Genomic DNA, 22,701 nt, shown 5'->3' with positions numbered 1-22,701 from the left:
TGTGTAGCGATGAGCAATCTGATTGATTTTAAACAGGCGCAGCTTAAAAAATTTGATGTATTGGCAATGGATATTTTGGCGTATCATGAGCGTTATTTACAATTTGATTCGATTGCAGATTTTTACCAAGCCCAATGGTTAGATGATTTTCCCAAAGGGACGACATGGTGTGCCACAGGACTAGATGATGGCGCAGAACATTTTTATGCCAAAATTGAATTTTGTGGGCATTATTTAATTATTTATAGTCATGAAACCTATGCTGCTGAATTTGGCATCATTCACACAGAATAGACAAAATAGAGTCAATGACAGTAGAAGGAACAAACGCTTTAATAACCTGAAAATAAAGTTGTATGTAGGATATAAGACAACTTATACCTGTTGGGCATCAGCTAAATTATAGTGCACGATGATGCTAGACCTACTCCATCAAAAACAACATAAAAGGAACTCAAATGGCACATCAATTTACTGTGAACGCGACGATTCATGGCGTTTCAATTGACGAATTTAAGCGTTTAGTGGCAGATGTTGCTTTGCATGAAGCAGTTTGCAAACGCATTCCTGGTGAAAATTTGGAAATTTTAGAATCTAAAAAAAACGGTGATATTTACACTTTACGCCGTGCCTATAATTTGGATGTGAATATTCCAGATTTGGCTAAAAAATTATTAAAAGATGCATTTCGTTTAAAACGAAATGATGTGACCCATTTAACTGACCTAACTTCAACTGTGGAACTTGGTGCAAACTTGCCTTTAGAAGCCAAAGGTGAGCGTAGCGTGACGGGCAATCATGAAAAAATTGATATTCAATTAAACTGGACAATTAAGGTTAAAGTGCCATTGATTGGCAGTATGTTGGAAAAACATGCAGAAGGGGAAATCCGTCGTTTCAGCGAGTTGGAAATTGGTATTGTGGAAGATGAGCTTAAGAAAAATTTAGTGGCTTAATCCTGCATTTCTAATAGAAAAGATTGCTCTTAAATATACATGCTTGGTGCTGCCGTTTCCGGTGGTGCTTTGTTTTTTGGGACGTATAGAATTGTGATTGTTAGGGCTGAAGTCATTTTACAGTGATCAATTTTTGATTTTTGCAAAAGTTTTGTTGCTTGGCTTTATTGCATACAGACTATTATCTTAATTAATTATTCAAATACAGTATATTTATTATTCTAATATTTTGACCAAATTTAAATTGAGTATGAGTTCTGCCATGAAATTGATTCAGTTGTTATGTTTATCGGTCTTGCTGACCTTTGCCTGTCTATCTCCAGCAATGGCAGAGAGCAAAAAAGATCCACTTTTTGTCTTGCTTACTAGCAGTGATGCACACCGCACCAAAATGGCTATTGGCATGAGCAATAACCAATTTGGCAAAGGTCATCCATTGACGATTTATTTGGTCGATCAAGGCGTAATGTTGGCATCTAACCGTTTTGAACATAAATATGCAGAGCATCAAAACATGCTGAAAAGTATTATCGCCAAAGGTGGTGATGTCTATATCTGCAAAATGTGTATGGATCAGTACGGTGTTGTTGAAGGTGACTTAATGAAAGGTCTCAAATTTGCCAATCTAGATGCCATGGGTGACGCAATTTTCCGTCTAGGTACACAAACATTGAGTTGGTAATTCAGTTGCTTGAAATACGAAAGCCTTGTTAAAAAACAGGGCTTTTTTATTGTGGAATTTCTAGCGCATGGCATATTTTTTTTAAACGATAATCCAATGCTGCGCGGGAAATTCCCAATAAGCGTACCGCTTCAGACACATTCTGTTTGGCTTTATGCATGGCGGTCACAATTAACAGTTGTTCATGCTGTTCTAAATCAAAACCTTCGGTTAAAAGCGTATCTAAATCTACGCTGTCTGGCTCATCTACGGCATCGTAGCTGTGCATTTGTGGAAACAGGGCATTCAGTTTAATCAGTTGTTGATCTTCCGTCGGCAGTACTGCACGTTCGAGCAGGTTTTCCAGTTCACGAATATTGCCAGGCCAAGCATAGCTTTGCATAAAATCAGTGGCTTTTTCACTGATGCCATGAATCTGTTTGTCATACATTTTTTCAAAGCGTATTAAGAAATGTGCAACCAAAACGGTAAATCTTCACGGCGTTCATGCAGTGGTGGAATTTGCACAGGAAAAATATTTAAACGGTAATATAAATCGGCACGGAAACGCCCAGCTTTAACCGCTTGTTCTAAATCTTCATTGGTTGCAGCAATCACGCGAACATCAATATGACGGGTTTGTGAATTTCCGACACGTTCCACTTCACCTTCTTATAGCACACGCAGCAAAGCCGCTTGGGCGCGTGGTGAAAGTTTAATCACTTCATCTAAAAATAGTACCGCCATGGGTGCGTTCAAATTTACCTAAGCGTGATTGATGTGCACCTGTAAACGCTCCTTTATCGACACCAAATAGCTCAGATTCAATCAGTTCAGGTGAAATAGCTGCACAGTTGACCGCGACAAAAGTATGTTCTTTACGTTGACTGAGTTCATGCACACCACGAGCAAAGGCTTCTTACCCGACACGTGTTTCACCTTGCAGCAAAATGGAAACTTTGGCACCTGCCGTTTTTTTGAGTAAGTTACAAACCCGTTGATAAGCTGCTGATTGTCCGACTGAGCTGAACATACTGTAGTCATTTTACTGATGGTATAAATCGACTTTTTTAGTTCATACAATTCGGCTTGCAGTGAAATGATTTCCTGTTCCATCGGTTCGAGCGACATGAACTGAATTAGCTCATCGGCAGGGCGTTTTAACACCTGAACCTGATTCTGCAGTTTTGCACATCAATCTATCTTACAAAACAAAGCCAAGTTGAAGGACTTGGCTTTTTTGCAGCATCATTTTCCAAGATTGCTTGCTTCTAATTACGTGCTTGCATAAGTTGAGTTCGATGGATTAAATTTTTAATTCCTCATGCGCTGTATTTGTGCGCTAAGATCAAAAATAGATTAAACCATTCGATTAAAGTTCATAGATGAATTGTCCACAGACTTTATTCATACAAGGTTAGAATCAAACATAGCAACAGGGTGCGTATTGCGAGCAGGAGAGCCATTTTGAATCAAACCATGGATGCCGATGTAATTATTATTGGTTGCGGACAAGCAGGATTAGCCACGGCTTACTTTTTAAAACGGCAAAAAATTAATTTTCTGATCTTGGATAATCAAGAGCAGTCGGGCGGTGCGTGGCAACATGCGTGGGATTCTTTGCAGCTATTCTCTCCCAATACATGGAGTTCTTTGTCAGGTTGGTTAATGCCAAAAACTGAACAGGAATATCCGAAACGATTAGAAGTGATTGACTATTTAACAGCGTACGAAAAACGCTATCAATTTTCTGTGTTGCGTCCTGTGCAGGTCGAAAACATCATAGCTGAAGGCAATGATTTAATCGTTTGTTCGGCACAGCGAAGCTGGCGCGCCAAAGCGGTCGTGAGTGCAACAGGCACATGGAGTCAGCCTTTTATTCCAGCCTATGCAGGGCGTGAACGATTTTTAGGTACACAAATTCATTCGGCCCATTACCGCAATGCTGAAGCTTTTCAGGGAAAAAAAGTGATGATTGTCGGTGGTGGTAACTCTGGCGCACAAATTTTGGCAGAAGTGTCTAAAGTGGCTGAAACCTTTTGGGTTACACAGCAACCCCCAAGTTTTTTAGCCGATGATGTAGATGGACGGGTTTTATTTTTACGTGCCACGGAACGCTTAAAAGCCCAGCAAGAAGGTCGCAGCATTGAACAACCGATTGGCAGTTTGGGTGATATTGTGATGATTCCAAGTGTCAAAGATGCACGGCAACGCAATGTATTGCATGGCCTGCCGCCATTTGACTATTTAACTGAACATACTGCAGTTTGGGCAGATGGAAGTGAACAGGACATTGATGCCATTATTTGGTGTACAGGTTTTAAGGCAGCAGTGTCGCATTTACAAAGTTTGAATGTGGTCAATGCACACGGCACAGTCGATGTATCGGAGAATCGAGCGCTGCATCAGCAAAATTTATGGTTGGTCGGTTATGGCGATTGGACAGGCGCAGCTTCGGCAACTTTAATTGGTGTTTCCCGAACCGCACGGAATGTGGCGGAGCAAATTGCTGTGTATTTACAGACAACAGCGTAAAGTCATCATCGTGACAAAAACTGTGTTTAAAAAATGAATCATGCAATTTCAGCCATAAAAAAGCCCTCTGTAAAAGAGGGCAAGAGGGTAGCTCAAAAAATTTACACACCTTAATTATGAGGATGTGACAGTCAGGACTTACTGTTTTGGTAAATCAAACCAAATGAACTGGCTGTCTTCTTTGGCTTCAATCACAGCATCTTCAGCAAATAACAAGGCATCGCCTGCTTTTACGGTATGCTCACCAATGCTGATTTCACCACGAATCACATGCACATAGTTAACAGCTTGTGTTGCTGCAACATCTAGCTGTTTTCCTGCTTGCAATACTGCAGTTTTCACTTCTGCTTGTTGGCGTATATGCATTGGTGCATTGTCATTCGGGCCTACAATCAGGTGCCATTGGTTCGGTTCGGCATTTGGGTCACGCTGAATTTGTTGGTAAGTCGGTTCTGCATTGCGTACATTAGGTTGAATCCAAATTTGCAACATGTGCACTTCTTCATCACCATTGTTAATTTCGCTATGCTGAACGCCTGTACCTGCGCTCATCAATTGCCATTCACCTGCACTGATATGACGCTCATTGCCCATGCTGTCACGGTGGGAAATCGTACCATTTAAAACACAGGTCAAAATTTCCATGTTGTCGTGTGGGTGTGTGCCAAAACCATTATGTGCAGCAATACTGTCATCGTTAATGACACGTAAGACACTAACACCCATGTATTTCGGGTTGTACCAACTACCAAAAGAGAAACTGTGTTTGGTGTCTAACCAACCCATTTTTACATGACCACGATCTTCACTACGGTGTAAATAAGCATTCATGATCATGCTCCTATCATTTTTTTAACTTGAACTCATCTTAATCTTTTCACCGCAGTCGACCTAGAGGCGAACTGCAACGTGCCATTCTAAAATTGCAACATTTGCAGACCCTAGACATCCTTGGGTTTTATCGAGGCATAAAAAAACCCACATAAAAAAACGTGGGTCTTTTGCGGTTTAAAGCGATCACTGATTATTCAAGGAATTTTACAGTCACGCCAGAACGTACTTTACGACCTAAATCGTTTGCATCCCAGTTGGTTAAACGGATACAACCATGCGACGCCGTTTTTGAAATGGTCGATGGGTTTGGTGTGCCGTGAATACCGAATGATTTTTTACTTAAACCAATCCAGATATTCCCCACAGGGCCGTTAGGGCCTGGTGGTAAAGACAGCGGTTTTAAGTTTTTGCCCTGAATAAAGTTACTTGGTGAATAGCTGTACCATGGGTTTGGTGCAACACCTGTCACTTTATAAGTACCTGTTGGCGATGGAGTATCTGCACTGCCAATGGTTGCTGGGAATGAGCCGACCATTTGGTTTTGTTTGTTGAACAAATACAGTTGTTTTGCACCTTTGTGCGCCACAATCAGGTGAATGTCTTCAGGCAAGTCATTGCGAACATTGGTCACCAATAACTTTTCACCCACTTTGTTAAATGTCGCATTCGGATTTAATTTCTTTAAGAAATTTTCATCCATGTGAAATTTTTCACCCAACATTTCACTCACACGGGTATAGTACAAGCCTTTCATTTTGGCTTGTTCTGCGTAGTCATGCGGAATAGATTTCGCATAAGGACCTTTTAAGTCCGCTTCAGTAACCGTGTATTCTATAAATGCAGGGCGGGAACCTTGACGTGCAACCAGCGCATCCCAAGTTTCTTTAGTTAAAATACCCGTTGGACTAATGCCATTCATTTGCTGGAAAGATGCAATCGCTTTTAGGGTGTTTTTGCCACTGGTACCATCAATTGCACCTGGAGAAGCGTGTGAATTGTTCAGCATCACGTGTGCACGTGCATACACTGGGAACTGACCTTTACCAATATTTTCATACCAAGTGGCATTATTTAAGCCATCCAAAGTCCATGAAGCTTTTGGTGCTGCTGTGTTGGATGTAGCAGCCTGGCTTGCTGAACTTGTTGTTGGTGCAGTGCCTACATCGGCAGTGGTATCTTCAGTTTTGTGCAGATCATCTAAGGTTTTTGAAGCCTTATTTAAATCATTTTGTTCTTGTTGCGTAATGGCAGTGTTTGTTGCGTTTAGATTATTTTGTGCAGCTGATGCTTCAGTCGCTAAAGGATCAATCGGATCTTCAATAGCGTTATTGTTAATCACTTGTGGATTTAACGGTTGTTCAGCAGTAGATGCAGCAAAAGTAGTTCCTGCAAAAATGCAACTTAAACTCATTGCGAGTATTGTGCGAACCAACATGTAATTCAACCTTGAGAATTGTTTATTTACATAGATAAAAACTAGTGCAGTATTACAGAAAAACTAAGGAGATGCAGTAGTTGTTTTGTGTAAATATGCAAGATAATTCCTTTTTTACCGCGACTTTTGTTTCTGTGATGTGTTCACATAAATATAAGCAGAAAAGGCAAGCCAGAAATGAAGTTATTAAAACCTCAACCTTTTTGATATGATGGCTGCAAGATTGAAAATGAGTTGGGAAAGTAAATGACGACCTTAAAAAATGATCGTTTTCTTCGTGCCTTATTACGTGAACCAGTAGATTGCACGCCCGTATGGATGATGCGTCAAGCAGGACGTTATTTACCAGAATATCGTGCAACACGTGCGCAGGCAGGGGATTTTCTTTCTCTATGCAAAAATACCGAATTTGCCTGTGAAGTGACTTTACAGCCTTTGCGTCGTTACGAATTAGATGCCGCTATTTTATTTTCAGATATTTTAACTGTGCCCGATGCACTAGGCTTAGGTCTGTATTTTGAAGCAGGCGAAGGGCCAAAGTTTCATAAAACGGTGCGTACTGAGCAAGACGTTGCCAATTTACCAAAATTTAACGCCAAGTCAGACCTAGACTACGTCATGAATGCGGTGTCGACCATTCGTTCTGCTTTGGGTGGACAAGTGCCTTTGATTGGTTTTTCAGGCAGTCCGTGGACTTTGGCAACGTATATGGTCGAAGGTGGTTCAAGCAAAGATTTCCGTTTCACCAAAAACATGATGTACGCACAGCCTGAAGTTTTACATGCACTATTAGACTGTTTGGCCGATGCAGTGACCGTATACTTAAATGCACAAATTGATGCAGGTGCACAGGCAGTGCAAATTTTTGACAGTTGGGGCGGTGCACTGGCCCATCGTGAATATCATGAATTTTCACTAAACTATATGCAGAAAATTGTCTCGGGTCTGCAACGTGAAAAAGATGGACGTAAAATCCCTGTTATTTTATTTACCAAAGGTGGCGGTCAATGGCTTGAGCCAATGATTGCAACAGGTGCAGATGCTTTTGGTCTAGACTGGACCACACCGTTAAATGTCGCACGTCAAACGGTGAATGGTCGTGCCGCATTGCAAGGTAATTTAGATCCAGCGACTTTATATGGTTCACCTGAAGCAATTGCCAAAGCGACACGTGCGATGCTAGATGATGCCTATGCCAATGGTGAAAAAACAGGTTATGTGGCCAACTTAGGTCACGGCATTACCCAATGGGTAGATCCTGAACGTCCTAAAGTATTTATCGACACGGTTCATGAATACAGTGCCAAATATCTATAATCACGTAATGATATAGATGGATCATTTTTAGATGTATCAGAGTAATTTCAGCTTCGGTCAGGTTGTCAGATCATGTGGATAACATGGTTAAAGTCAGGACTTGAGTTTTCGACTAAGGCAGCTTCGGCTGCCTTATTTGGAATTTTATTGCTGATTGCATTTGCACTCACTGCATCAATGGGTAGCCAGGAATATTTCGGATTTTTCCGTTACGACTATTTATTATTCTATGCCTTAATCATTCAAGTTTGTCTTTTATATTTAAAACTAGAATCTTGGGCAGAAGCAAAAGTCATTGCCTTGTTTCACATTTTGGCGATGATTATGGAAATTTTTTTAACCCATCCACAAATTGCATCGTGGCAATATCCTCAACCTGCTGTCTTTAAAATTATGACTGTACCGCTATTTGCAGGCTTTATGTATTCTGCAGTTGGCAGTTTCTTTGCACGTTCTTTGCGTTTGTATCAGGTATCTTTACGGAATTTGCCGACTTTTGGCAATATGATGACCTTGGCAGTGTTGTCGTACATCAACTTCATGAGCAAGTTTTTTATCCCCGATATTCGTTATGGCTTGTTTGCGTGGAGCGTTGTGATTTTCTGGAAAACCAAAATTCGTTTTCAATTACAACGGTTTCAATTACAACTGCCGATGTTGCCTGTATTGCTGCTTTTGGCTTTTATTATTTGGGTGGCAGAAAATATTAGCACCTTTTATCAAATATGGTTGTATCCAAGTCAGGTCGATGCATGGCACATGGTCGGCTGGGGCAAACTCGGTTCTTGGTATTTATTGCTGTTACTGAGTCTGGTTTTGGTCATGAAAATTTTGGGTTATCGCGATTCCCAAGGTCAGTGGAAACTGAAAACTGAAAATCAGCAGTACTAAATCTAAATACGACCTCGAACATAGAGAATCTATCTTTAAACTTAAATCCAAATTTGAAGATAAAATCAATGATCGCTACAAAAATGCACAAAAATAATGCATGACTTTGGTTTAAATGTTTTGCGTTCTCAGCTACATCTCGCTATCTTAAAGCGGTGTAATAAATGTTACACAAAGCAATAATAATGATTCGAAGCATAATTTTTCGAATAATAAATCTCTGGAGTAAGGCGATGATTAAAAAATTAGCATTGGCTGCTGTCTTGGCAGTGGGTTCTACAGCAGCATTTGCAGACCGTGATGCAGGTTGTGGTATCGGTTCTCAAGTTTGGGCAGGTCAGTCTGGCAAAGTTGCAAAAATTTTAGCAGCCACCACCAATGGTATTTTTGCGAACCAATTGTTTGGTATCACATTTGGTACTTTAGGTTGTAGCGGTACAGGTACAGTAACTGCACAAGTTGTGACATTTACCAATGAAAATGCTGAAACATTGGCACGCGACATGGCAGTTGGTGAAGGCGAAAGCTTAAATGTATTGGCTGAATTGTTAAGCATTAAAGCGGAAGATAAAGCACATTTCTTTGCGGTTTCTAAGCAAAACTTTGCATCTATTTATTCTGCAGAAAACCAGACTTCTTTAGAAGTATTGGCATCTTTACAGAACGTGATGGCAAATGATGATGTATTAAAAGCATACGTTTAAGTTTGAATAAAAGCCCTGCATTATTCGCAGGGCTTTTTTATAGCACAAGAATACATTTAAGCCTGAATATGTATATAAAATTTATAAAATGTCCATGAAATCCATTATTTTAAGTAGTTTAGTTTTTTTATCTCCTACGATTTTTGCGTTATCTCCCGAAACATCTCCAACACAGATTCAGCCACTTTCAGTGACTTCTGCACCACAAAATACAAATAAATTTGCAATATCTGCAGCACATTATGTGCAAAAAGCCAAAGACTTACACTTGGCAGAACAGGTGACTTGGCAGCGTTTAATGTATGCACAGCAAGGCAAAAGTGAAGTGCAATATGCAGGCTATTTTGTGTCGGAACAAGGTGGAAGCAATTTAGACCAAGAGTTACTTCGCAATGTTCAGGCATTATTTGAAAAAGCACCTGCCAATCAATCGGTGCATTGCAAATTTCCTGCACGTAGTCGCTGGTTGGTTGAACAATTACAAATTCCTCAACAAGATTTGGCACAGGTGAAATGTCCTGAACTGGATGAATGGATTGGACAAATTAAACCTTATAAAGCGGTGCTAATTTACGCCACAGACTTTATGGGCAATCCAAGTTCTATGTTTGGGCATACTTTATTGCGCTTAGACCCGAAAGACCAAAAACAATTGGACTTAATTTCCTATGCGGTCAATTATGCGGCCACCGTAACTGGGAGTGAAGGTTGGTCTTATGCGTGGAAAGGGCTTACAGGGCAGTACCCAGGTGAATACTCACTGATGCCGTATTACCGCAAAGTAAAAGAATATGGCGATTTAGAAAGCCGTGATTTATGGGAATATGAACTGGCACTGAATGAACAAGAAACCACATTTTTAGTGCAGCACATTTGGGAAATGAAGCATGTGCAATTTCCGTATTATTTTATTAGTGACAACTGTGCCTATCGCTTATTGGGTTTAATGGATTTGGTGCGCCCTGAACTCAATTTACAGCAGCAGTTTAAAGTCGCATCTATTCCAATTGAAACACTAAAAGTCGTAGAGCAGGAAAATTTAGTGGCCGATGTAGTGTATCGTCCTGCTTTGGAAACTCAGTTATTGGCGCAAGCCAGACAACATGGTACAGCGTTGGCAAAAACTGCCCATCAAGTGGCCGAAGCAGAACCTGAAAATGTGGCGGCAATTTTGCAAAATCACAGCCAAAGCGATCAAGCTAAAATTCTGGAAATGGCCTATGACGATTTGTATCTGAAGCTGATTGGACGCAAAATTGAAGCCAAAGCTGCACAACCGCGACTTAGACAAATTTTAAGTTCAAGAAGTCAGATCAATTTAGAAAAACAACGTCAGGATGTCGCACGCCCTCAGGTTGATCCTGTGCAGGGGCATCATTCACGTAACTTTGCTGTACGTACTGGAGAAGTTCAAGGCAAGCCATTTTTTGAGTTGAGTCATCGACAGGCTTACCATGATTTACTTGATCCACAAGGTGGTTTTCGTACAGGCACACAGCTCAACTTTTTAGAAGCTTCGGTGCAATATCGTGAAGATCGCTTAAAACTGAATCAGTTAGATTTACTTTCAGTGAATTCTTATAACCCGGTGACCGCATTTAAAACAACACTAAGTTGGGGCTTTAATTTGGGTTGGCAGCAAGAAGCCTTAAATTCGCATGGGGCTTTTAGTGAAACGGAACAACATGGTGTTTTGAGTTTAAAAACACAGTTTGGTTATAGCGTGGCTAATCAAGCGCGTGAGCAGTTGTGTTATGCGCAAATTCAAAATCATGTGCAAGCGGGTAAGGCTTTAGACAAAGGTTGGCGTGTTGGAGTTGGCCCAACACTGGGTTGTCAAAATATTTGGTCTGTGCGAGTGAATAGTTTAGTTCAGCTTGAATTACCTTATTGGGAAGATCGTCATCAATGGCAATTTAAGCTGAACAGCCAGTTGCAATATGTACTCAACCTCCAGCATGTATTGCGATTAGGTTGGGAATATCAACAACAGTATAAACAAGATTGGAATAAGACTAGTTTAGGCTATGTTTATTTTTTTTAAAATATTTATAAAAATTTGATTTATATAACAAAAAAATAAATTTCAATTGTATTATTTCTTAAATTCGTTAGAATTTGAGCGTTTAGGCAGTGGTTGGATGGTTGTTGGAATGTCTCAAGAATGTATGCGCGAACTCGCAGATCAGTGGAAAATAATTTGCGAGCAGTATAGCCAAGCTGATTTAGAAGCTACATTTCAGTTTGTTCAACGCCATGCAGATGCATTTGTACTCGAATTCTACAAAAAAATGATGCTAGAAGAACAAGCCTTAGAGTTCCTTTCGGTTGAAATGGTACAAAATCGTTTAAAGAACTCGTTGCATCAATGGTTAGTCTCAAGCTTTGAAGTACCATTCAAGCAAAATTATTTAGAAATTGTAGAAAAACAATTTAAAGTAGGCGATGTGCATGCACGTGTACAAATTCCATCTTGGCTGATTATTCGTGGTGTGCGTATTATTATTAAAAAAGCATTTGTTTTTTTAGCGCAAGAAGCTTAGACCAATCTCAATCAAATTAATTATTTATGCCAAATTCTGTGTTTTGCCACAGAAATTATGTGTCGATCTTATGAAATGAAGGTCGAAGTTCATAATGATATGAAACACACCTATCGCTTATTTTCAGCCATGCAAGATGTTGCTGTACAAAAAGACCGACAACGCGGGACTTTGCTGGATTGGGAAAATGAGTTGATGTTTCAAGTCGTCTCAGATCATCATAATTTACAACAGCCTATATTATCTAAAACTGAATTTGGTTTGTGGTTTATTCATAAAGCGGCTTATGCTTTTTCTAATACAGAACAAGTCGGTACGATTACAGAACGTATTTATCAGGTCGATGAGCTGATTCAACAAATTAAAAGCTGTGAAAATCAGGCTCAGACTGTGGAAATGATTCAACTGATTCGTGCTAAGAATCGTGAGATTTTGCACTTAATTGATCAGATTTTTCAGGTGTCTGAATATATCAGTTCGGGCAATGATGCCTTAACCCAACTGCTTAACCGTCGTTATTTAAGTACAATTGTGGCGCGTGAAATTAATTTTGCCCGTAAACACAAAACACCGCTGACCATTCTTGCAATTGATGCTGACCATTTTAAATATATTAATGATCGTTATGGACACGCGGCAGGGGATGAAGCACTGCAGTTTTTAGCAGACTCAATTTTGCAATATACCAAAGGTAGTGACTATGCCTTCCGTATTGGTGGAGAAGAATTTTTATTGTTACAGGTCGATACCAATGTAGAGCGGGCTGTAAAAGTTGCAGAAAATATTCGCAGACGAATTGCTGAAAGAACGGTAAATACCTCAACAGGTGCAAGTTTTAATTTTACCGTCAGTATAGGCGTATTTGAATATGATGGTCATCCAGACTATCAACGCTTCTTGGATTCTGTAGATAAAGCATTATACGTTGCAAAAAATAATGGTCGTAATAATATTTATATGGGCTAAATATGAAGATGTATTAATCTAAAATCAAAAAAATCCCGAACATAAATTTCGGGATTTTTTGTTTGATTGTGGAACTTAGCCACAATTTAAAAACTTTCAGGCACCGCACTTAAAAACTCACGACGGGCTTCTTTATCGGTTTTAAAGTCACCTACAAAAGACACGGTACGTGTGGTCGATTCCTGTTTGCCTACACCACGCATCATCATGCACATGTGGGCTGAATCAATCACCACAGCAACACCGCGTGCTTTAGTTACTTCAGCCACGGCTTCTGCAATTTGCTGAGTCAGGTTTTCCTGAATTTGCAAACGACGCGCAAACATTTCGGTAATGCGAGCAAATTTAGACAAACCTAAAACCTTGCCTTCAGGTAAATAGGCAATATGCACGCGACCATAAAATGGCAATAAATGGTGCTCACATAGTGAGTAGAACTCAATATTTTTAACCAACACCATTTCACGGTTGTCGGATGGAAACACTGCATTATTGGTGACTTCGGCTAAAGTTTGGCTATAACCTGAAGTTAAATACGAAAAAGCTTTAGCAGCACGCATCGGCGTATCTTTTAGACCTGGACGATTAAGATCTTCACCAACGGCGGTTAGGATGTTTGCGTAGGATTGCTGCATAGACATAAGACGTGTTCACTTACACTGATATTGAACAAGGACTGCATTGTAACAGAAAACTATTACAATGCCCTGTTTAAAAGATGAATCCGATTACTGTTTAAACTTTGGGTTCTTTTCACTGCGTTTAAGCAACACTAAAACAGCACCTGTACCACCTTGTTTTTCAGGCGCACTGACAAAAGCCAAAACATCTCGATGCTGACGCAGCCAACCATTCACATAGGTTTTTAAAATGGCTTCAGGGCCTTTACCATGTACAATTTTAATCACGTTCTGGTTTTCATCTTTGGCCATTTGAATGATTTGCAACACCGCTACCCGCGCTTCTTCTACGGTACAGCCATGTAAATCCACAGCTTCAAACCAACGTAAGTTGCCTGCTTTTAAATCTTCAAAGACTTTATGTTGCAAAGTTGCAATACGATAGCTCAGCGAAGCTTGGCTACCTACAGGGTTAAGCATGGCTTGAGTATCTGACAGAAATGTGTCATCGGTTTGCATAGGTCCTATAGCAGCTGCACGTTTGGCCAGCGTTTGGGCATCGGGTTTTTTCTTGGCAGTGTTTTCGATTTTTGCAATATTGCCTGCATCCATTTTTTGAACGCCTTGCATTTGCTGACGAAACAAAGCGAGATCATCTTCCTGTTGTTGCTCAGGCGTCTGAACTTTGGGTTCAGACGGCTTGGCAATACTTGAAGTGTGAGGCTGAGTGATTTGCTTTTTAAAAGATTTTAGTAAATTGTACTGTTCTTTAGAAAGAGAGGAGTCGTGTTTACTCATAATCAAACAAAAATAGAAATGATGATTTATACTATATGATTTTGGCTTTTATTTTTACAAAATTTATTTTTGATTGAGGGAATCTATGAAACGACAAATTTCTGAGCAAGATAAAAAGTTAGTCCAAGAACAACAACGTAATCAAAATGGTTCCTTGAGTTGTTTTATTTCTGGGGAAATTATCGATTTAAACAATGATGAGATAGAGTACGATCACATTTTACCTTATGCGAAACAGGGAGATACTGATTTAGCCAATATCCGTATTGTTAAAAAAATATATAATCGAAGAAAGTCTGATCAGTCTTTATATGAGGTTAGAGATAATCTTAAACTTGAGCAATTGTTTATTGAAAAAAAGAATAAAATAAAGTTGCAAGATATTTTTAAGCTAAAAGATATTGAACAAAAGTCCCTTATTTTTACGAAAAAAGATCATTCTATTGTTATTGATGATGGTGTCGATAAAAAAGAATTTTATTTATTGTTTGATAATATTTTAGAAGTTGAATACTTCTACGGTAGAATCCCGGTCAAATGGCTTGAAAATGATGATCAAGAAGGTTTGCAACCGAGAGTTATTGATTATAAGAGATTAATTTCTCTGAGAAATCATCTTAAATTTCATCCACAATTAGCACCATCTATTGCGCGTTTAATTGATCGTAAATTTAAATTGTTTGATGGTCAGCATAAACTGGCAGCACAAGTCCTCAATAACAATACAGAAGTAGATATTAAGGTTTATGTATCGCCTGATGATACAGAAAAAGCTAAAAAATTGTTTGATGACTTGATGATCACTAATTTAGAAGCACATTCAAAGCACAAACAAATTCCATTTTATACCTCTACATTGTTAGATCGTTTATCTGTTATTTATAAAGAGATGCTAGATGAATTTACGGCGAAAAAAGCGGTCGGGCAGCATTCAGAAGAGAATTTCATTAAGTTTTTAGTGGCTGAAAAACAACAGAATAAAAAAGATGCGAAGGAAATGCTTAAAAGTGCAATTATGGATAACGCAATTGAACTTTCTGCATTAAGACCTTTTATTGCGGAAGCATCTAAGGATGCGGCATATCCTTTGTCGATTGATTTGCTCAAAAAAACAATTTTTAGCAATACCCTATATTTGGAGCCATCTTCTGCAAATTTTAAAGCGGTCAATGATTATAGAGATACAGAGCTTGAAAATTTTAAAGAACTTGCACAATTGCTAGTGCAACATGGTTATTTGAATAGTTGGGTACAAAATATCAGAGGGAAAGAGTTAACTGATCTTGAGCTCAAATCACGCCGTATTTGGCATAAAGGTGCTGTATCAACCTGGTCACCTTATTTAGAAAGTATTTTAGGTATGGCTTTTAATTTTATGACGCATGATGAGCGCAAAAAGCTATTGTATCGCGATCTCATGACGAGTGACCAAAAAGAAAGAATTAAAGCTTGTTTGCAAAGATTATTTAATCATCCTTTATGGGATGAACCTAAAGGTGAAATTGATAGTTTACTAGTTTCATCAACTAAACAGAACGAGTTGTTTGATCGTAAAGGTTTAACAGAAATCTATGTTTTAACAGGACAAAGTAAATAAAAATGAAGCATAACCAAGCGATTTTCATATCGCTTGGCTAGATCGATTTTAAGCATCAATAGGCCCAAATAAATCACGGAAAGCATGGTCAGGACGTGCTTGTTTCATAAAACTTTCGCCGACCAAGAAACTGTGAATATCATGGTCTTGCATCATGCTGACGTCTTCTGGTGTGGCGATACCACTTTCAGTGACCAATAAACGAGCTGGTGGCAACAAGTTTTTTAAACGCAATGAAGTGTTTAAATCAACATCAAAGGTTTTTAAATTTCGGTTATTGACGCCTAAAATACAACGTTCTGAAAGATTTAAAGCACGTTCCAATTCATTTTCATCATGCACTTCAACCAACACATCTAAGTGATGTTCAAAAGCCGTTTTCGACATTTCTTCTAACTGTTGGTCAGATAAGCAAGACACAATCAATAACACACAGTCTGCGTGTAAAGCACGTGCTTCCACTACACCATATGGATCAATCAAGAAATCTTTACGCAGTGCAGGCAAGTTACAATGTGATCGGGCAATCTGAATATTTTCATCTGCACCCTGAAAGAAATCGACATCAGTCAGTACAGATAAACAGGCTGCACCTGCTGCTTCATATTGCTGTGCAATTTCGGCAGGGTCAAAGTTTTCTCGAATGATGCCCTTAGACGGCGATGCTTTTTTAATTTCCGCAATTACCGCTGGGCGTTTGTTATCCAAGGCTTGCGCAAAGCCACGTGTAGGTGTCGCTGCACGTGCCAATTGTTCTAAGTCTGCATAACTGCGTTGTTTTAAACGCTCTGCAAACTCTTCTTTTTTACGTTCTACAATTTTACCTAAAATGGTATTGCGAATATCCACTATGATGCACCTTCCTGTTTTGTTTTATGCTTCGTACTGTTTGAGCGTTTTGGTAAATTCAGATAACACGCCCATTTTTTCCAAAGCTTGTCCACCATAAATAATGTCATGTGCCAAAGCGACACCTTGTTTGTAGCTTCTGGTAAGACCAGAAACATAAATACCCGCGCCCGCATTGAGTGCAATCATGTTGGCCGCTTTTTCGCCTTTGTCAGACTTGTTTTTACCTAAAGCATCTTTAATCAGTGCCAAGCTTTCAGCAGAGTTCTCTACAATCAGCCCCGTTAAGGTTTGAGATTCAATACCAACACTTTCAGGTGTGAGTTCCCATTCGGTAATTTCACCATCTTTGAGTTCTGCAACATAAGTACTCGAAGCAAGGCTAATTTCGTCTAAACCGTCTTTAGAATGCACGACCATGACATGTTCAGCACCGAGCTGCTTCATCACTTCTGCAATTGGACGGCACAATTCATTACTGAATACGCCAATCACGAAACGCTTCACACCTGCAGGGTTAGTCAGTGGGCCAAGCAGGTTGAAAATGCTGCGAATCCCCAATTCTTTACGTGGAGTCACCGCATATTTCATGGCTTTGTGATGATTTGGTGCAAACAAGAAACCTACGCCCATTTCACGAATACAGCGTTCAGTTTGTTGCATATTTAAATCAAGATTAATGCCTGCTTGTTCTAATAGGTCAGATGAGCCTGATTTCGTGGAAACACCACGGTTACCGTGTTTGGCAATAGTTGCACCAGCAGCAGCAATGACAAAGGAAGATGCCGTAGACACATTAAATAGGTTTTGGCCATCTCCGCCTGTACCAACAATATCCACTAAATAAGGAATATCGCTGACATCAATTTTGATGGCAAATTCACGCATCACACGTGCAGCAGCAGTAATTTCATCAATACTTTCGCCTTTTAAGCGTAAGCCCATCATTAACGCACCAATTTGGGCATCAGTTGCTTCGCCCGTCATGATGGCACGCATCACATCTTCCATTTGTGGCTGAGTCAGATGAATTTGTTTAGTAATGTGATTTAAAGCTTGTTGAATATTCATGGTATCTGACTCGTTCATTAGGCGTAAATGTCCAAAAAGTTTTTAAAAATTTGATGGCCGTGTTGGCTAAGGATCGATTCAGGGTGAAATTGCACGCCTTCTACAGGCAAAGTCTTATGTTTAACACCCATGATTTCTTCCATCGAGCCATCTGCTTCGTTAGTCCAGCAAGTGACCTCTAAACAATCAGGCAAAGTCGCCTGATCAATCACTAAAGAGTGGTAACGGGTTGCAGAAAATGGTGAAGGCAGGTTGCTAAAAATACCTGTATTGCTGTGATACATATCCGATAAACGACCATGCATGACAGTTTTAGCGCGCACAATGTTCCCACCAAAAGCTTGTCCAATACTTTGGTGGCCTAAGCACACGCCCAGTAATGGAATTTTGCCTGCAAAATGCTGAATGGCAGGAATTGAAATACCTGCTTCAGAGGGAGAACATGGACCTGGACCAATCACCAAATACTTGGGTTGCCATCGCTCAATGTCTTCTAATGTCACGGCATCATTACGAACGACTTTTACTTCCTGATTTAACTCGCCAAAATACTGGACGATGTTATAGGTAAAAGAGTCATAGTTGTCGATCATCAAAAGCATGAGCTAACCTATTGAAAATTAAACACTCTAAGTGTTAAAGAGTCTGAGATAATGTGCTTTATTCCTACGCCTATAAATGAGAAAGGGCTTTGTTTTTCTTGTCGAAAAGAAGATGGAATAAGAAAGCGCTTATCATCATAGCAAAAAATAAGCATTTTCTGCGGACTATTTATATGATAATCGCTGTTAAAGCTTATTAGCGAATTCGCCATTTCAAAGCTTGTGATGCATTATTCAGGTTCGCTCTGAAAGAAATGATCATTGGTTCAAACTGAGTTATTCAGCAGTTATATTTTAGCTTTACACTTAAGACAGCATAGAAATGCGCTAAAAGTAGCATCCTGCCGCATGCTATTGCGACTCAAATCGGTGGTTTGATTGCAGCGTTTTGTAAGAAAAACAAATTTGCAGTAATGTGTCTTTTCAATCTATTTGCTCAAAAAGAATGCAGATTTAGAATTGTTAAGCGATTTAATTATTTTTTCTCATTAAAAAATAAAGTGTTGTTTAATATTGTTGGATAGTTTGTCTTGCTTAATGCAAGCATGGCGCAACAAAATGTCTGCCTAGATATGGTTTGAGCTAATTCTGATCTAAAATTCAACAGAAATAAAACATTAATGCACTAAAATGGTGCCATATTTTGCAGTTTTAAATCTAATCACATCAACAATGTTTGAATATGGTGCAAATCGTATTTCTGACAGTATAATAACGATAAAGTAATTTTTAAAATGATGTATTCTCATGCGGAATTCATAGTTTTATCTTTGCTTTTAAAAGTTGGTACGCTAATTGCTTAATAACTGCCAACTACTAACACGCACTTCGTAAGTGCAACAAAAAAACATCGGAGCAAATTGAGCATGGCGAACAAGGTCCTTCAACTCATCCAAGAAAGTGGCGCAAAATGGGTAGACTTCCGTTTTACAGACACTAAAGGTAAAGAGCAACACGTGACTTACCCAGCAGATACTATTGATGAAGATACATTTGAAGACGGTAAAATGTTCGATGGTTCTTCAATCTCTGGCTGGAAAGGTATTGAAGCGTCAGACATGATTTTACGCCCAGATGCTGAAACAGGTTTCATCGACCCGTTCTTCGCCGAGCCTACAGTTGTTGTGACTTGTGATGTCATTGAACCTTCAACTGGTCAAGGTTATGACCGTGACCCACGTTCTATCGCTCGCCGTGCAGAAGAATACCTAAAATCTACAGGTATTGGTGATACTGCATTCTTTGGTCCAGAACCAGAATTCTTCGTATTTGACGAAGTGAAATGGGACATCGACATGTCTGGCGCACGCCACACCTTAATCGCTGAAGAAGCGGCTTGGTCTACAGGTAAAGACTACGAGTCTGGTAACTCTGGCCACCGTCCACGCGTTAAAGGCGGTTACTTCCCGGTTCCTCCAGTTGATTCTCACCATGATATGCGTGCAGATATGTGTGCAAAAATCGAAGAGATCATGGGCCCAGGTCGTGTAGAAGTACATCACCACGAAGTTGCATCTTGCCAGTTAGAAATTGGTGTGAGCTTCAACACCATGGTTCGTAAAGCTGACGAAGTACAACAGTTCAAATATGCGGTTTGGAACGTTGCGCACCAATATGCAAAAACTGCAACGTTTATGCCTAAACCAATGGTAGGCGATAACGGTTCAGGCATGCATGTACACATGTCCATCTCTAAAGATGGTAAAAACCTATTTGCGGGTGATGAATACGCTGGTCTGTCTGAAATGGCACTGTACTTCATTGGCGGTATCATCAAGCATGCCCGTTCATTGAATGCGATCACGAATCCATCTACAAACTCGTACAAGCGTTTAGTACCGCACTTTGAAGCACCAATTATGTTGGCTTACTCTGCGCGTAACCGTTCTGCATCTATTCGTATTCCTTATGTTTCTAGCCCGAAAGGCAAACGTATTGAAGCACGTTTCCCTGATCCAATGATGAACCCGTACCTAGGTTTCGCTGCATTGTTGATGGCAGGTCTTGACGGTATTCAAAACAAGATTCACCCAGGTGAAGCAGCAGACAAGAACTTGTATGACCTTCCACCTGAAGAAGAAGCAAAAATTCCAACTGTGGCACACAACCTAGAAATGGCGCTTGATGCTTTGAAAGAAGATCACGACTATTTATTAAAAGGTGGTGTATTCACCAAAGACATGCTTGATGCTTATATTGAATTGAAAACTGAAGATGTACGTCGTTTGAACACGACTACTCACCCAGTTGAATTTGATATGTACTACAGCTTGTAATACTCGAAAATTTCAAATTTCAAAAACCCGCTTCTGCGGGTTTTTTGTTTTAGATTGCGCAATCATGGTTTTAAGTTGGCATGGATTTTATCAAAATATAAGAATTCACTTAATTTTTTGGGATAATTGCAGAGAATTGCGCCCTCGGTCACAAAACTTTGCTTAAATTTGGGCTACACTAGGCTATCTTGTTAAGGTGGCGGAACATGCGAACACAGCCTATTTTTCCCAAGCAGGCTAATCTGCCTTCTGAATTAAAAACATGGCTATATGCAGCAGGTTCTTTGACCCAACAATTGACTCAGCTCGCAGGTGGACAATTTGAAGTTGAACCGCTGCAACAATCTTTTCAGCGTTTAAATTTACAAGATGCCCAGTGGATGCAAATGCCACATTGGCACACCTCATGGGTGCGTGAAAGCTATTTATATGGTTGTGATGAACAGCCATGGGTCAAAGCCAAAAGTATTTTTCCGATTCTAAGTTTACAAAGCAAAGCCCGTTTATTTCAGCACATTGGCAATAAACCGATTGGCTGGTTTTTGTTTCAGCGCACCAATCCGCTATGTCAAAGGCGTGTGGTTTTGCTTGATGAAGGCTGGACACGGCAGAGTTGCTATACTTGGCATGGCTGTAAATTTATTGTGCAAGAAACTTTTTTACCGTGTTTTGAGCAATTTATTCAACAACATTAAGATACGAGATTGGTATGGCATTGGCACAGCAGATCACGTGGCGTGAGCGTTTAGAAGCATATTATTATTTGTGTCGTTTCGATAAACCAATTGGCACAGAACTGGTGTTTTGGCCAACGATGTGGGCTTTGTGGATTGCCAATCAGGGTATGCCATCTATCGGGATATTAATCCCTATGATTCTAGGCACAATTTTTATGCGCGCCGCAGGTTGTGCCATCAATGACTTTGCTGACCGTAAGGTAGATGGTCATGTAGAACGTACCAAAACACGTCCTTTAGCCACGGGTGTGATTAGTGCCAAAGAAGCCATTTATGTATTCTTAGGTTTGGTTGCACTTAGCGCAGCCATGTTGTTGTTCTTACCGATTGAAACGTTTTATTGGTCTTTTGGGGCATTGTTTTTAGCGTTTATTTATCCGTTTATGAAACGCTACACTCATTTGCCCCAAGTGTTCTTAGGAGCGGCATTTTCATGGTCTATCCCCATGGCTTATACCGCTGTTGGCGCAACGCCTGATCTCACTTGCTGGTTATTGTATTTTGGAAATTTGGCATGGACTGTGGCGTATGACACTCAATACGCAATTACAGACCGTGAATATGATTTAAAAATTGGGGTGAAATCGACTGCAATTTTATTTGGTCGCTACGACATTCAAATTATTTCATTGTTGCAAGCAGGCAGTGTACTTTTAATTGGTACGGCATTGTGGTTGGAAAATATACTGATTCCATTTGGTTTGGCGGCATTATTGGTGGTAGTGGCAGACTTTATATATCAATGGCGTAAAACCAAAGATAAAGACCCGCAACGATGTTTTTGGGCATTTCGTCATAACCGTTGGGTAGGGCTGATTATTTTTTCAGGAATCGTATTGGCTTTAATGTAAATATTTCTATGCAAAAAAAACTGAGTAAAGCATCTGATGGTAGTGTGGGGCAGGTGCTTTTTTATTCGATGGCTGATCAATTTTTGCTGTTAAAAATTAAACTGAGCATTAGAACGTGCATACTTATGCACAAAGCACAATCAGCATTATTCTGATATATTGAGCTTCATTTAGAAGTTTGAATTAGGAATAGATGATGTCACAGTCTGAACAGCAAGCACCTGCAAAAAAGCCAAGCCTAAAAAAGATGATTTTCTTGGCAAGCTTAGGTTTGTTGATTCCTATTTTCTTGGTTAGCATGGCATTTTTAGCAGTTAATAGTGATGCTAAAAATCAGGAAAAATATAAACAACAACAGGCAGAAATTATTGTGCGTATTGAAGCGCGTGAAGCTGCAGAACAACAAGCGAAGCAGGCTAGTCAGATACAAGCCGCTTCAGAAGCTACACCTTAATATC

At 39.7% G+C, this 22,701-nt stretch carries 20 protein-coding genes and 2 pseudogenes; 14 read left to right on the top strand and 8 right to left on the bottom strand.

All coding sequences use genetic code 11. The features are described from left to right. Positions 1-9 precede the first annotated feature (9 nt). From L6C30_RS01280 to L6C30_RS01270, 3 genes are all read left to right on the top strand, one after another. A complete protein-coding gene (locus L6C30_RS01280; RefSeq protein WP_236162168.1) occupies positions 10-294 on the top strand; it encodes a hypothetical protein in 285 nt (94 codons plus the stop codon). A 164-nt stretch (positions 295-458) separates the two neighbouring features. Then, positions 459-956, top strand: coding sequence for a DUF2505 family protein (locus L6C30_RS01275; protein WP_236162169.1), 498 nt, complete (start codon positions 459-461; stop codon positions 954-956). Positions 957-1,218: 262 nt separating this feature from the next. Next, positions 1,219-1,638, top strand: coding sequence for a DsrE family protein (locus L6C30_RS01270; protein ID WP_236162170.1), 420 nt, complete (start codon positions 1,219-1,221; stop codon positions 1,636-1,638). 46 nt (positions 1,639-1,684) lie between these two features. Here L6C30_RS01270 and L6C30_RS14950 read toward each other — a convergent pair. Then, a pseudogene (locus tag L6C30_RS14950) lies at positions 1,685-2,769 on the bottom strand (sigma-54 interaction domain-containing protein); the annotation flags it as partial. A gap of 327 nt (positions 2,770-3,096) precedes the next feature. Between L6C30_RS14950 and L6C30_RS01255 the strand changes: the two are divergent. After that, entirely contained in the window at positions 3,097-4,152 is a 1,056-nt protein-coding gene (locus tag L6C30_RS01255) for an ArsO family NAD(P)H-dependent flavin-containing monooxygenase (RefSeq protein ID WP_374706582.1), read from the top strand. A 138-nt stretch (positions 4,153-4,290) separates the two neighbouring features. Here L6C30_RS01255 and L6C30_RS01250 read toward each other — a convergent pair whose 3' ends face one another. Both L6C30_RS01250 and L6C30_RS01245 read right to left on the bottom strand, forming a co-directional pair. Next, positions 4,291-4,983 carry a pirin family protein gene (locus L6C30_RS01250; protein ID WP_070154056.1) on the bottom strand — a complete coding sequence of 231 codons (693 nt, stop codon included), beginning with the start codon at positions 4,981-4,983 and terminating at the stop codon, positions 4,291-4,293. Between the two features lie 193 nt (positions 4,984-5,176). Continuing rightward, positions 5,177-6,421: a L,D-transpeptidase family protein gene (locus L6C30_RS01245; RefSeq protein ID WP_070154057.1), complete on the bottom strand. Its 1,245-nt coding sequence runs from the start codon at positions 6,419-6,421 to the stop codon at positions 5,177-5,179. A 246-nt stretch (positions 6,422-6,667) separates the two neighbouring features. On the opposite strand from L6C30_RS01245, the gene hemE reads away from it, so the two are divergent. The 5 genes and pseudogenes from hemE (at position 6,668) to L6C30_RS01220 (ending at position 12,842) form a co-directional block, all read left to right on the top strand. Then, positions 6,668-7,738, top strand: a complete 1,071-nt coding sequence (gene hemE / locus L6C30_RS01240; RefSeq protein WP_070154059.1) for a uroporphyrinogen decarboxylase — start codon at positions 6,668-6,670, stop codon at positions 7,736-7,738. Between the two features lie 72 nt (positions 7,739-7,810). Then, positions 7,811-8,629, top strand: coding sequence for a DUF817 family protein (locus L6C30_RS01235; RefSeq protein ID WP_236162173.1), 819 nt, complete (start codon positions 7,811-7,813; stop codon positions 8,627-8,629). A gap of 233 nt (positions 8,630-8,862) precedes the next feature. Then, entirely contained in the window at positions 8,863-9,333 is a 471-nt protein-coding gene (locus L6C30_RS01230) for a DUF3015 family protein (RefSeq protein ID WP_096900956.1), read from the top strand. A gap of 94 nt (positions 9,334-9,427) precedes the next feature. Further along, positions 9,428-11,377: a DUF4105 domain-containing protein gene (locus L6C30_RS01225; protein ID WP_019837433.1), complete on the top strand. Its 1,950-nt coding sequence runs from the start codon at positions 9,428-9,430 to the stop codon at positions 11,375-11,377. A 109-nt stretch (positions 11,378-11,486) separates the two neighbouring features. Beyond that, positions 11,487-12,842: pseudogene (locus L6C30_RS01220) on the top strand (diguanylate cyclase). A gap of 86 nt (positions 12,843-12,928) precedes the next feature. On the opposite strand, the gene folE reads toward L6C30_RS01220, so the two are convergent. Together folE and L6C30_RS01210 are read right to left on the bottom strand one after the other, a co-directional pair. After that, complete coding sequence (folE, locus tag L6C30_RS01215) at positions 12,929-13,477, bottom strand: GTP cyclohydrolase I FolE (protein ID WP_236162305.1); 549 nt, start codon at positions 13,475-13,477, stop codon at positions 12,929-12,931. 93 nt (positions 13,478-13,570) lie between these two features. Next, positions 13,571-14,260 carry a Smr/MutS family protein gene (locus tag L6C30_RS01210; RefSeq protein WP_019837431.1) on the bottom strand — a complete coding sequence of 230 codons (690 nt, stop codon included), beginning with the start codon at positions 14,258-14,260 and terminating at the stop codon, positions 13,571-13,573. A gap of 85 nt (positions 14,261-14,345) precedes the next feature. Between L6C30_RS01210 and L6C30_RS01205 the strand changes: the two genes are divergently transcribed. Next, positions 14,346-15,857, top strand: coding sequence for an HNH endonuclease domain-containing protein (locus tag L6C30_RS01205; RefSeq protein WP_070154066.1), 1,512 nt, complete (start codon positions 14,346-14,348; stop codon positions 15,855-15,857). Positions 15,858-15,905: 48 nt separating this feature from the next. Here L6C30_RS01205 and trpC read toward each other — a convergent pair whose 3' ends face one another. The 3 genes from trpC to L6C30_RS01190 are packed head-to-tail and all read right to left on the bottom strand — an operon-like array spanning position 15,906 to position 18,379. After that, entirely contained in the window at positions 15,906-16,709 is an 804-nt protein-coding gene (trpC, locus tag L6C30_RS01200; protein WP_236162306.1) for an indole-3-glycerol phosphate synthase TrpC, read from the bottom strand. 21 nt (positions 16,710-16,730) lie between these two features. Beyond that, positions 16,731-17,777 (bottom strand): anthranilate phosphoribosyltransferase, encoded by a 1,047-nt coding sequence (gene trpD, locus L6C30_RS01195; RefSeq protein WP_236162307.1) that lies wholly within the window; start codon positions 17,775-17,777, stop codon positions 16,731-16,733. 17 nt (positions 17,778-17,794) lie between these two features. Next, complete coding sequence (locus L6C30_RS01190; RefSeq protein WP_168417738.1) at positions 17,795-18,379, bottom strand: aminodeoxychorismate/anthranilate synthase component II; 585 nt, start codon at positions 18,377-18,379, stop codon at positions 17,795-17,797. Positions 18,380-19,245: 866 nt separating this feature from the next. Between L6C30_RS01190 and glnA the strand changes: the two genes are divergently transcribed. From glnA to L6C30_RS01170, 4 genes are all read left to right on the top strand, one after another. After that, positions 19,246-20,655, top strand: a complete 1,410-nt coding sequence (glnA, locus tag L6C30_RS01185; RefSeq protein ID WP_070154069.1) for a type I glutamate--ammonia ligase — start codon at positions 19,246-19,248, stop codon at positions 20,653-20,655. Positions 20,656-20,861: 206 nt separating this feature from the next. Beyond that, the gene (locus L6C30_RS01180; RefSeq protein WP_019837422.1) at positions 20,862-21,350 is read left to right on the top strand and encodes a chorismate lyase; all 489 of its coding nucleotides are present in this window, start codon (positions 20,862-20,864) and stop codon (positions 21,348-21,350) included. A gap of 14 nt (positions 21,351-21,364) precedes the next feature. Beyond that, a complete protein-coding gene (gene ubiA / locus L6C30_RS01175) occupies positions 21,365-22,243 on the top strand; it encodes a 4-hydroxybenzoate octaprenyltransferase (RefSeq protein WP_070154072.1) in 879 nt (292 codons plus the stop codon). A 196-nt stretch (positions 22,244-22,439) separates the two neighbouring features. Beyond that, positions 22,440-22,697, top strand: a complete 258-nt coding sequence (locus tag L6C30_RS01170; RefSeq protein ID WP_236162308.1) for a hypothetical protein — start codon at positions 22,440-22,442, stop codon at positions 22,695-22,697. Positions 22,698-22,701: the final 4 nt, after the last annotated feature.

The organism is Acinetobacter sp. KAM396 (assembly GCF_021602765.1).
Taxonomy (GTDB): Bacteria; Pseudomonadota; Gammaproteobacteria; order Pseudomonadales; family Moraxellaceae; genus Acinetobacter; species Acinetobacter towneri_A.
The sequence above is the reverse complement of the archived record's forward strand: the minus strand, read 5'-3'. Positions and strand labels throughout refer to the sequence as shown.

Bases quoted from the DNA above. Each gene is read 5' to 3' on its own strand.
- L6C30_RS01275 (WP_236162169.1), top strand. From the start codon at position 459: ATGGCACATCAATTTACTGTGAACGCGACGATTCATGGCGTTTCAATT.
- L6C30_RS01210 (WP_019837431.1), bottom strand. From the start codon at position 14,260: ATGAGTAAACACGACTCCTCTCTTTCTAAAGAACAGTACAATTTACTA.
- L6C30_RS01230 (WP_096900956.1), top strand. From the start codon at position 8,863: ATGATTAAAAAATTAGCATTGGCTGCTGTCTTGGCAGTGGGTTCTACA.
- L6C30_RS01255 (WP_374706582.1), top strand. From the start codon at position 3,097: ATGGATGCCGATGTAATTATTATTGGTTGCGGACAAGCAGGATTAGCC.
- L6C30_RS01245 (WP_070154057.1), bottom strand. From the start codon at position 6,421: ATGTTGGTTCGCACAATACTCGCAATGAGTTTAAGTTGCATTTTTGCA.
- L6C30_RS01225 (WP_019837433.1), top strand. From the start codon at position 9,428: ATGAAATCCATTATTTTAAGTAGTTTAGTTTTTTTATCTCCTACGATT.
- L6C30_RS01170 (WP_236162308.1), top strand. From the start codon at position 22,440: ATGTCACAGTCTGAACAGCAAGCACCTGCAAAAAAGCCAAGCCTAAAA.
- L6C30_RS01250 (WP_070154056.1), bottom strand. From the start codon at position 4,983: ATGAATGCTTATTTACACCGTAGTGAAGATCGTGGTCATGTAAAAATG.
- L6C30_RS01270 (WP_236162170.1), top strand. From the start codon at position 1,219: ATGAAATTGATTCAGTTGTTATGTTTATCGGTCTTGCTGACCTTTGCC.
- L6C30_RS01235 (WP_236162173.1), top strand. From the start codon at position 7,811: ATGTGGATAACATGGTTAAAGTCAGGACTTGAGTTTTCGACTAAGGCA.
- hemE (WP_070154059.1), top strand. From the start codon at position 6,668: ATGACGACCTTAAAAAATGATCGTTTTCTTCGTGCCTTATTACGTGAA.
- L6C30_RS01205 (WP_070154066.1), top strand. From the start codon at position 14,346: ATGAAACGACAAATTTCTGAGCAAGATAAAAAGTTAGTCCAAGAACAA.
- trpD (WP_236162307.1), bottom strand. From the start codon at position 17,777: ATGAATATTCAACAAGCTTTAAATCACATTACTAAACAAATTCATCTG.
- folE (WP_236162305.1), bottom strand. From the start codon at position 13,477: ATGCAGCAATCCTACGCAAACATCCTAACCGCCGTTGGTGAAGATCTT.
- L6C30_RS01280 (WP_236162168.1), top strand. From the start codon at position 10: ATGAGCAATCTGATTGATTTTAAACAGGCGCAGCTTAAAAAATTTGAT.
- L6C30_RS01180 (WP_019837422.1), top strand. From the start codon at position 20,862: ATGCGAACACAGCCTATTTTTCCCAAGCAGGCTAATCTGCCTTCTGAA.
- glnA (WP_070154069.1), top strand. From the start codon at position 19,246: ATGGCGAACAAGGTCCTTCAACTCATCCAAGAAAGTGGCGCAAAATGG.
- L6C30_RS01190 (WP_168417738.1), bottom strand. From the start codon at position 18,379: ATGCTTTTGATGATCGACAACTATGACTCTTTTACCTATAACATCGTC.
- ubiA (WP_070154072.1), top strand. From the start codon at position 21,365: ATGGCATTGGCACAGCAGATCACGTGGCGTGAGCGTTTAGAAGCATAT.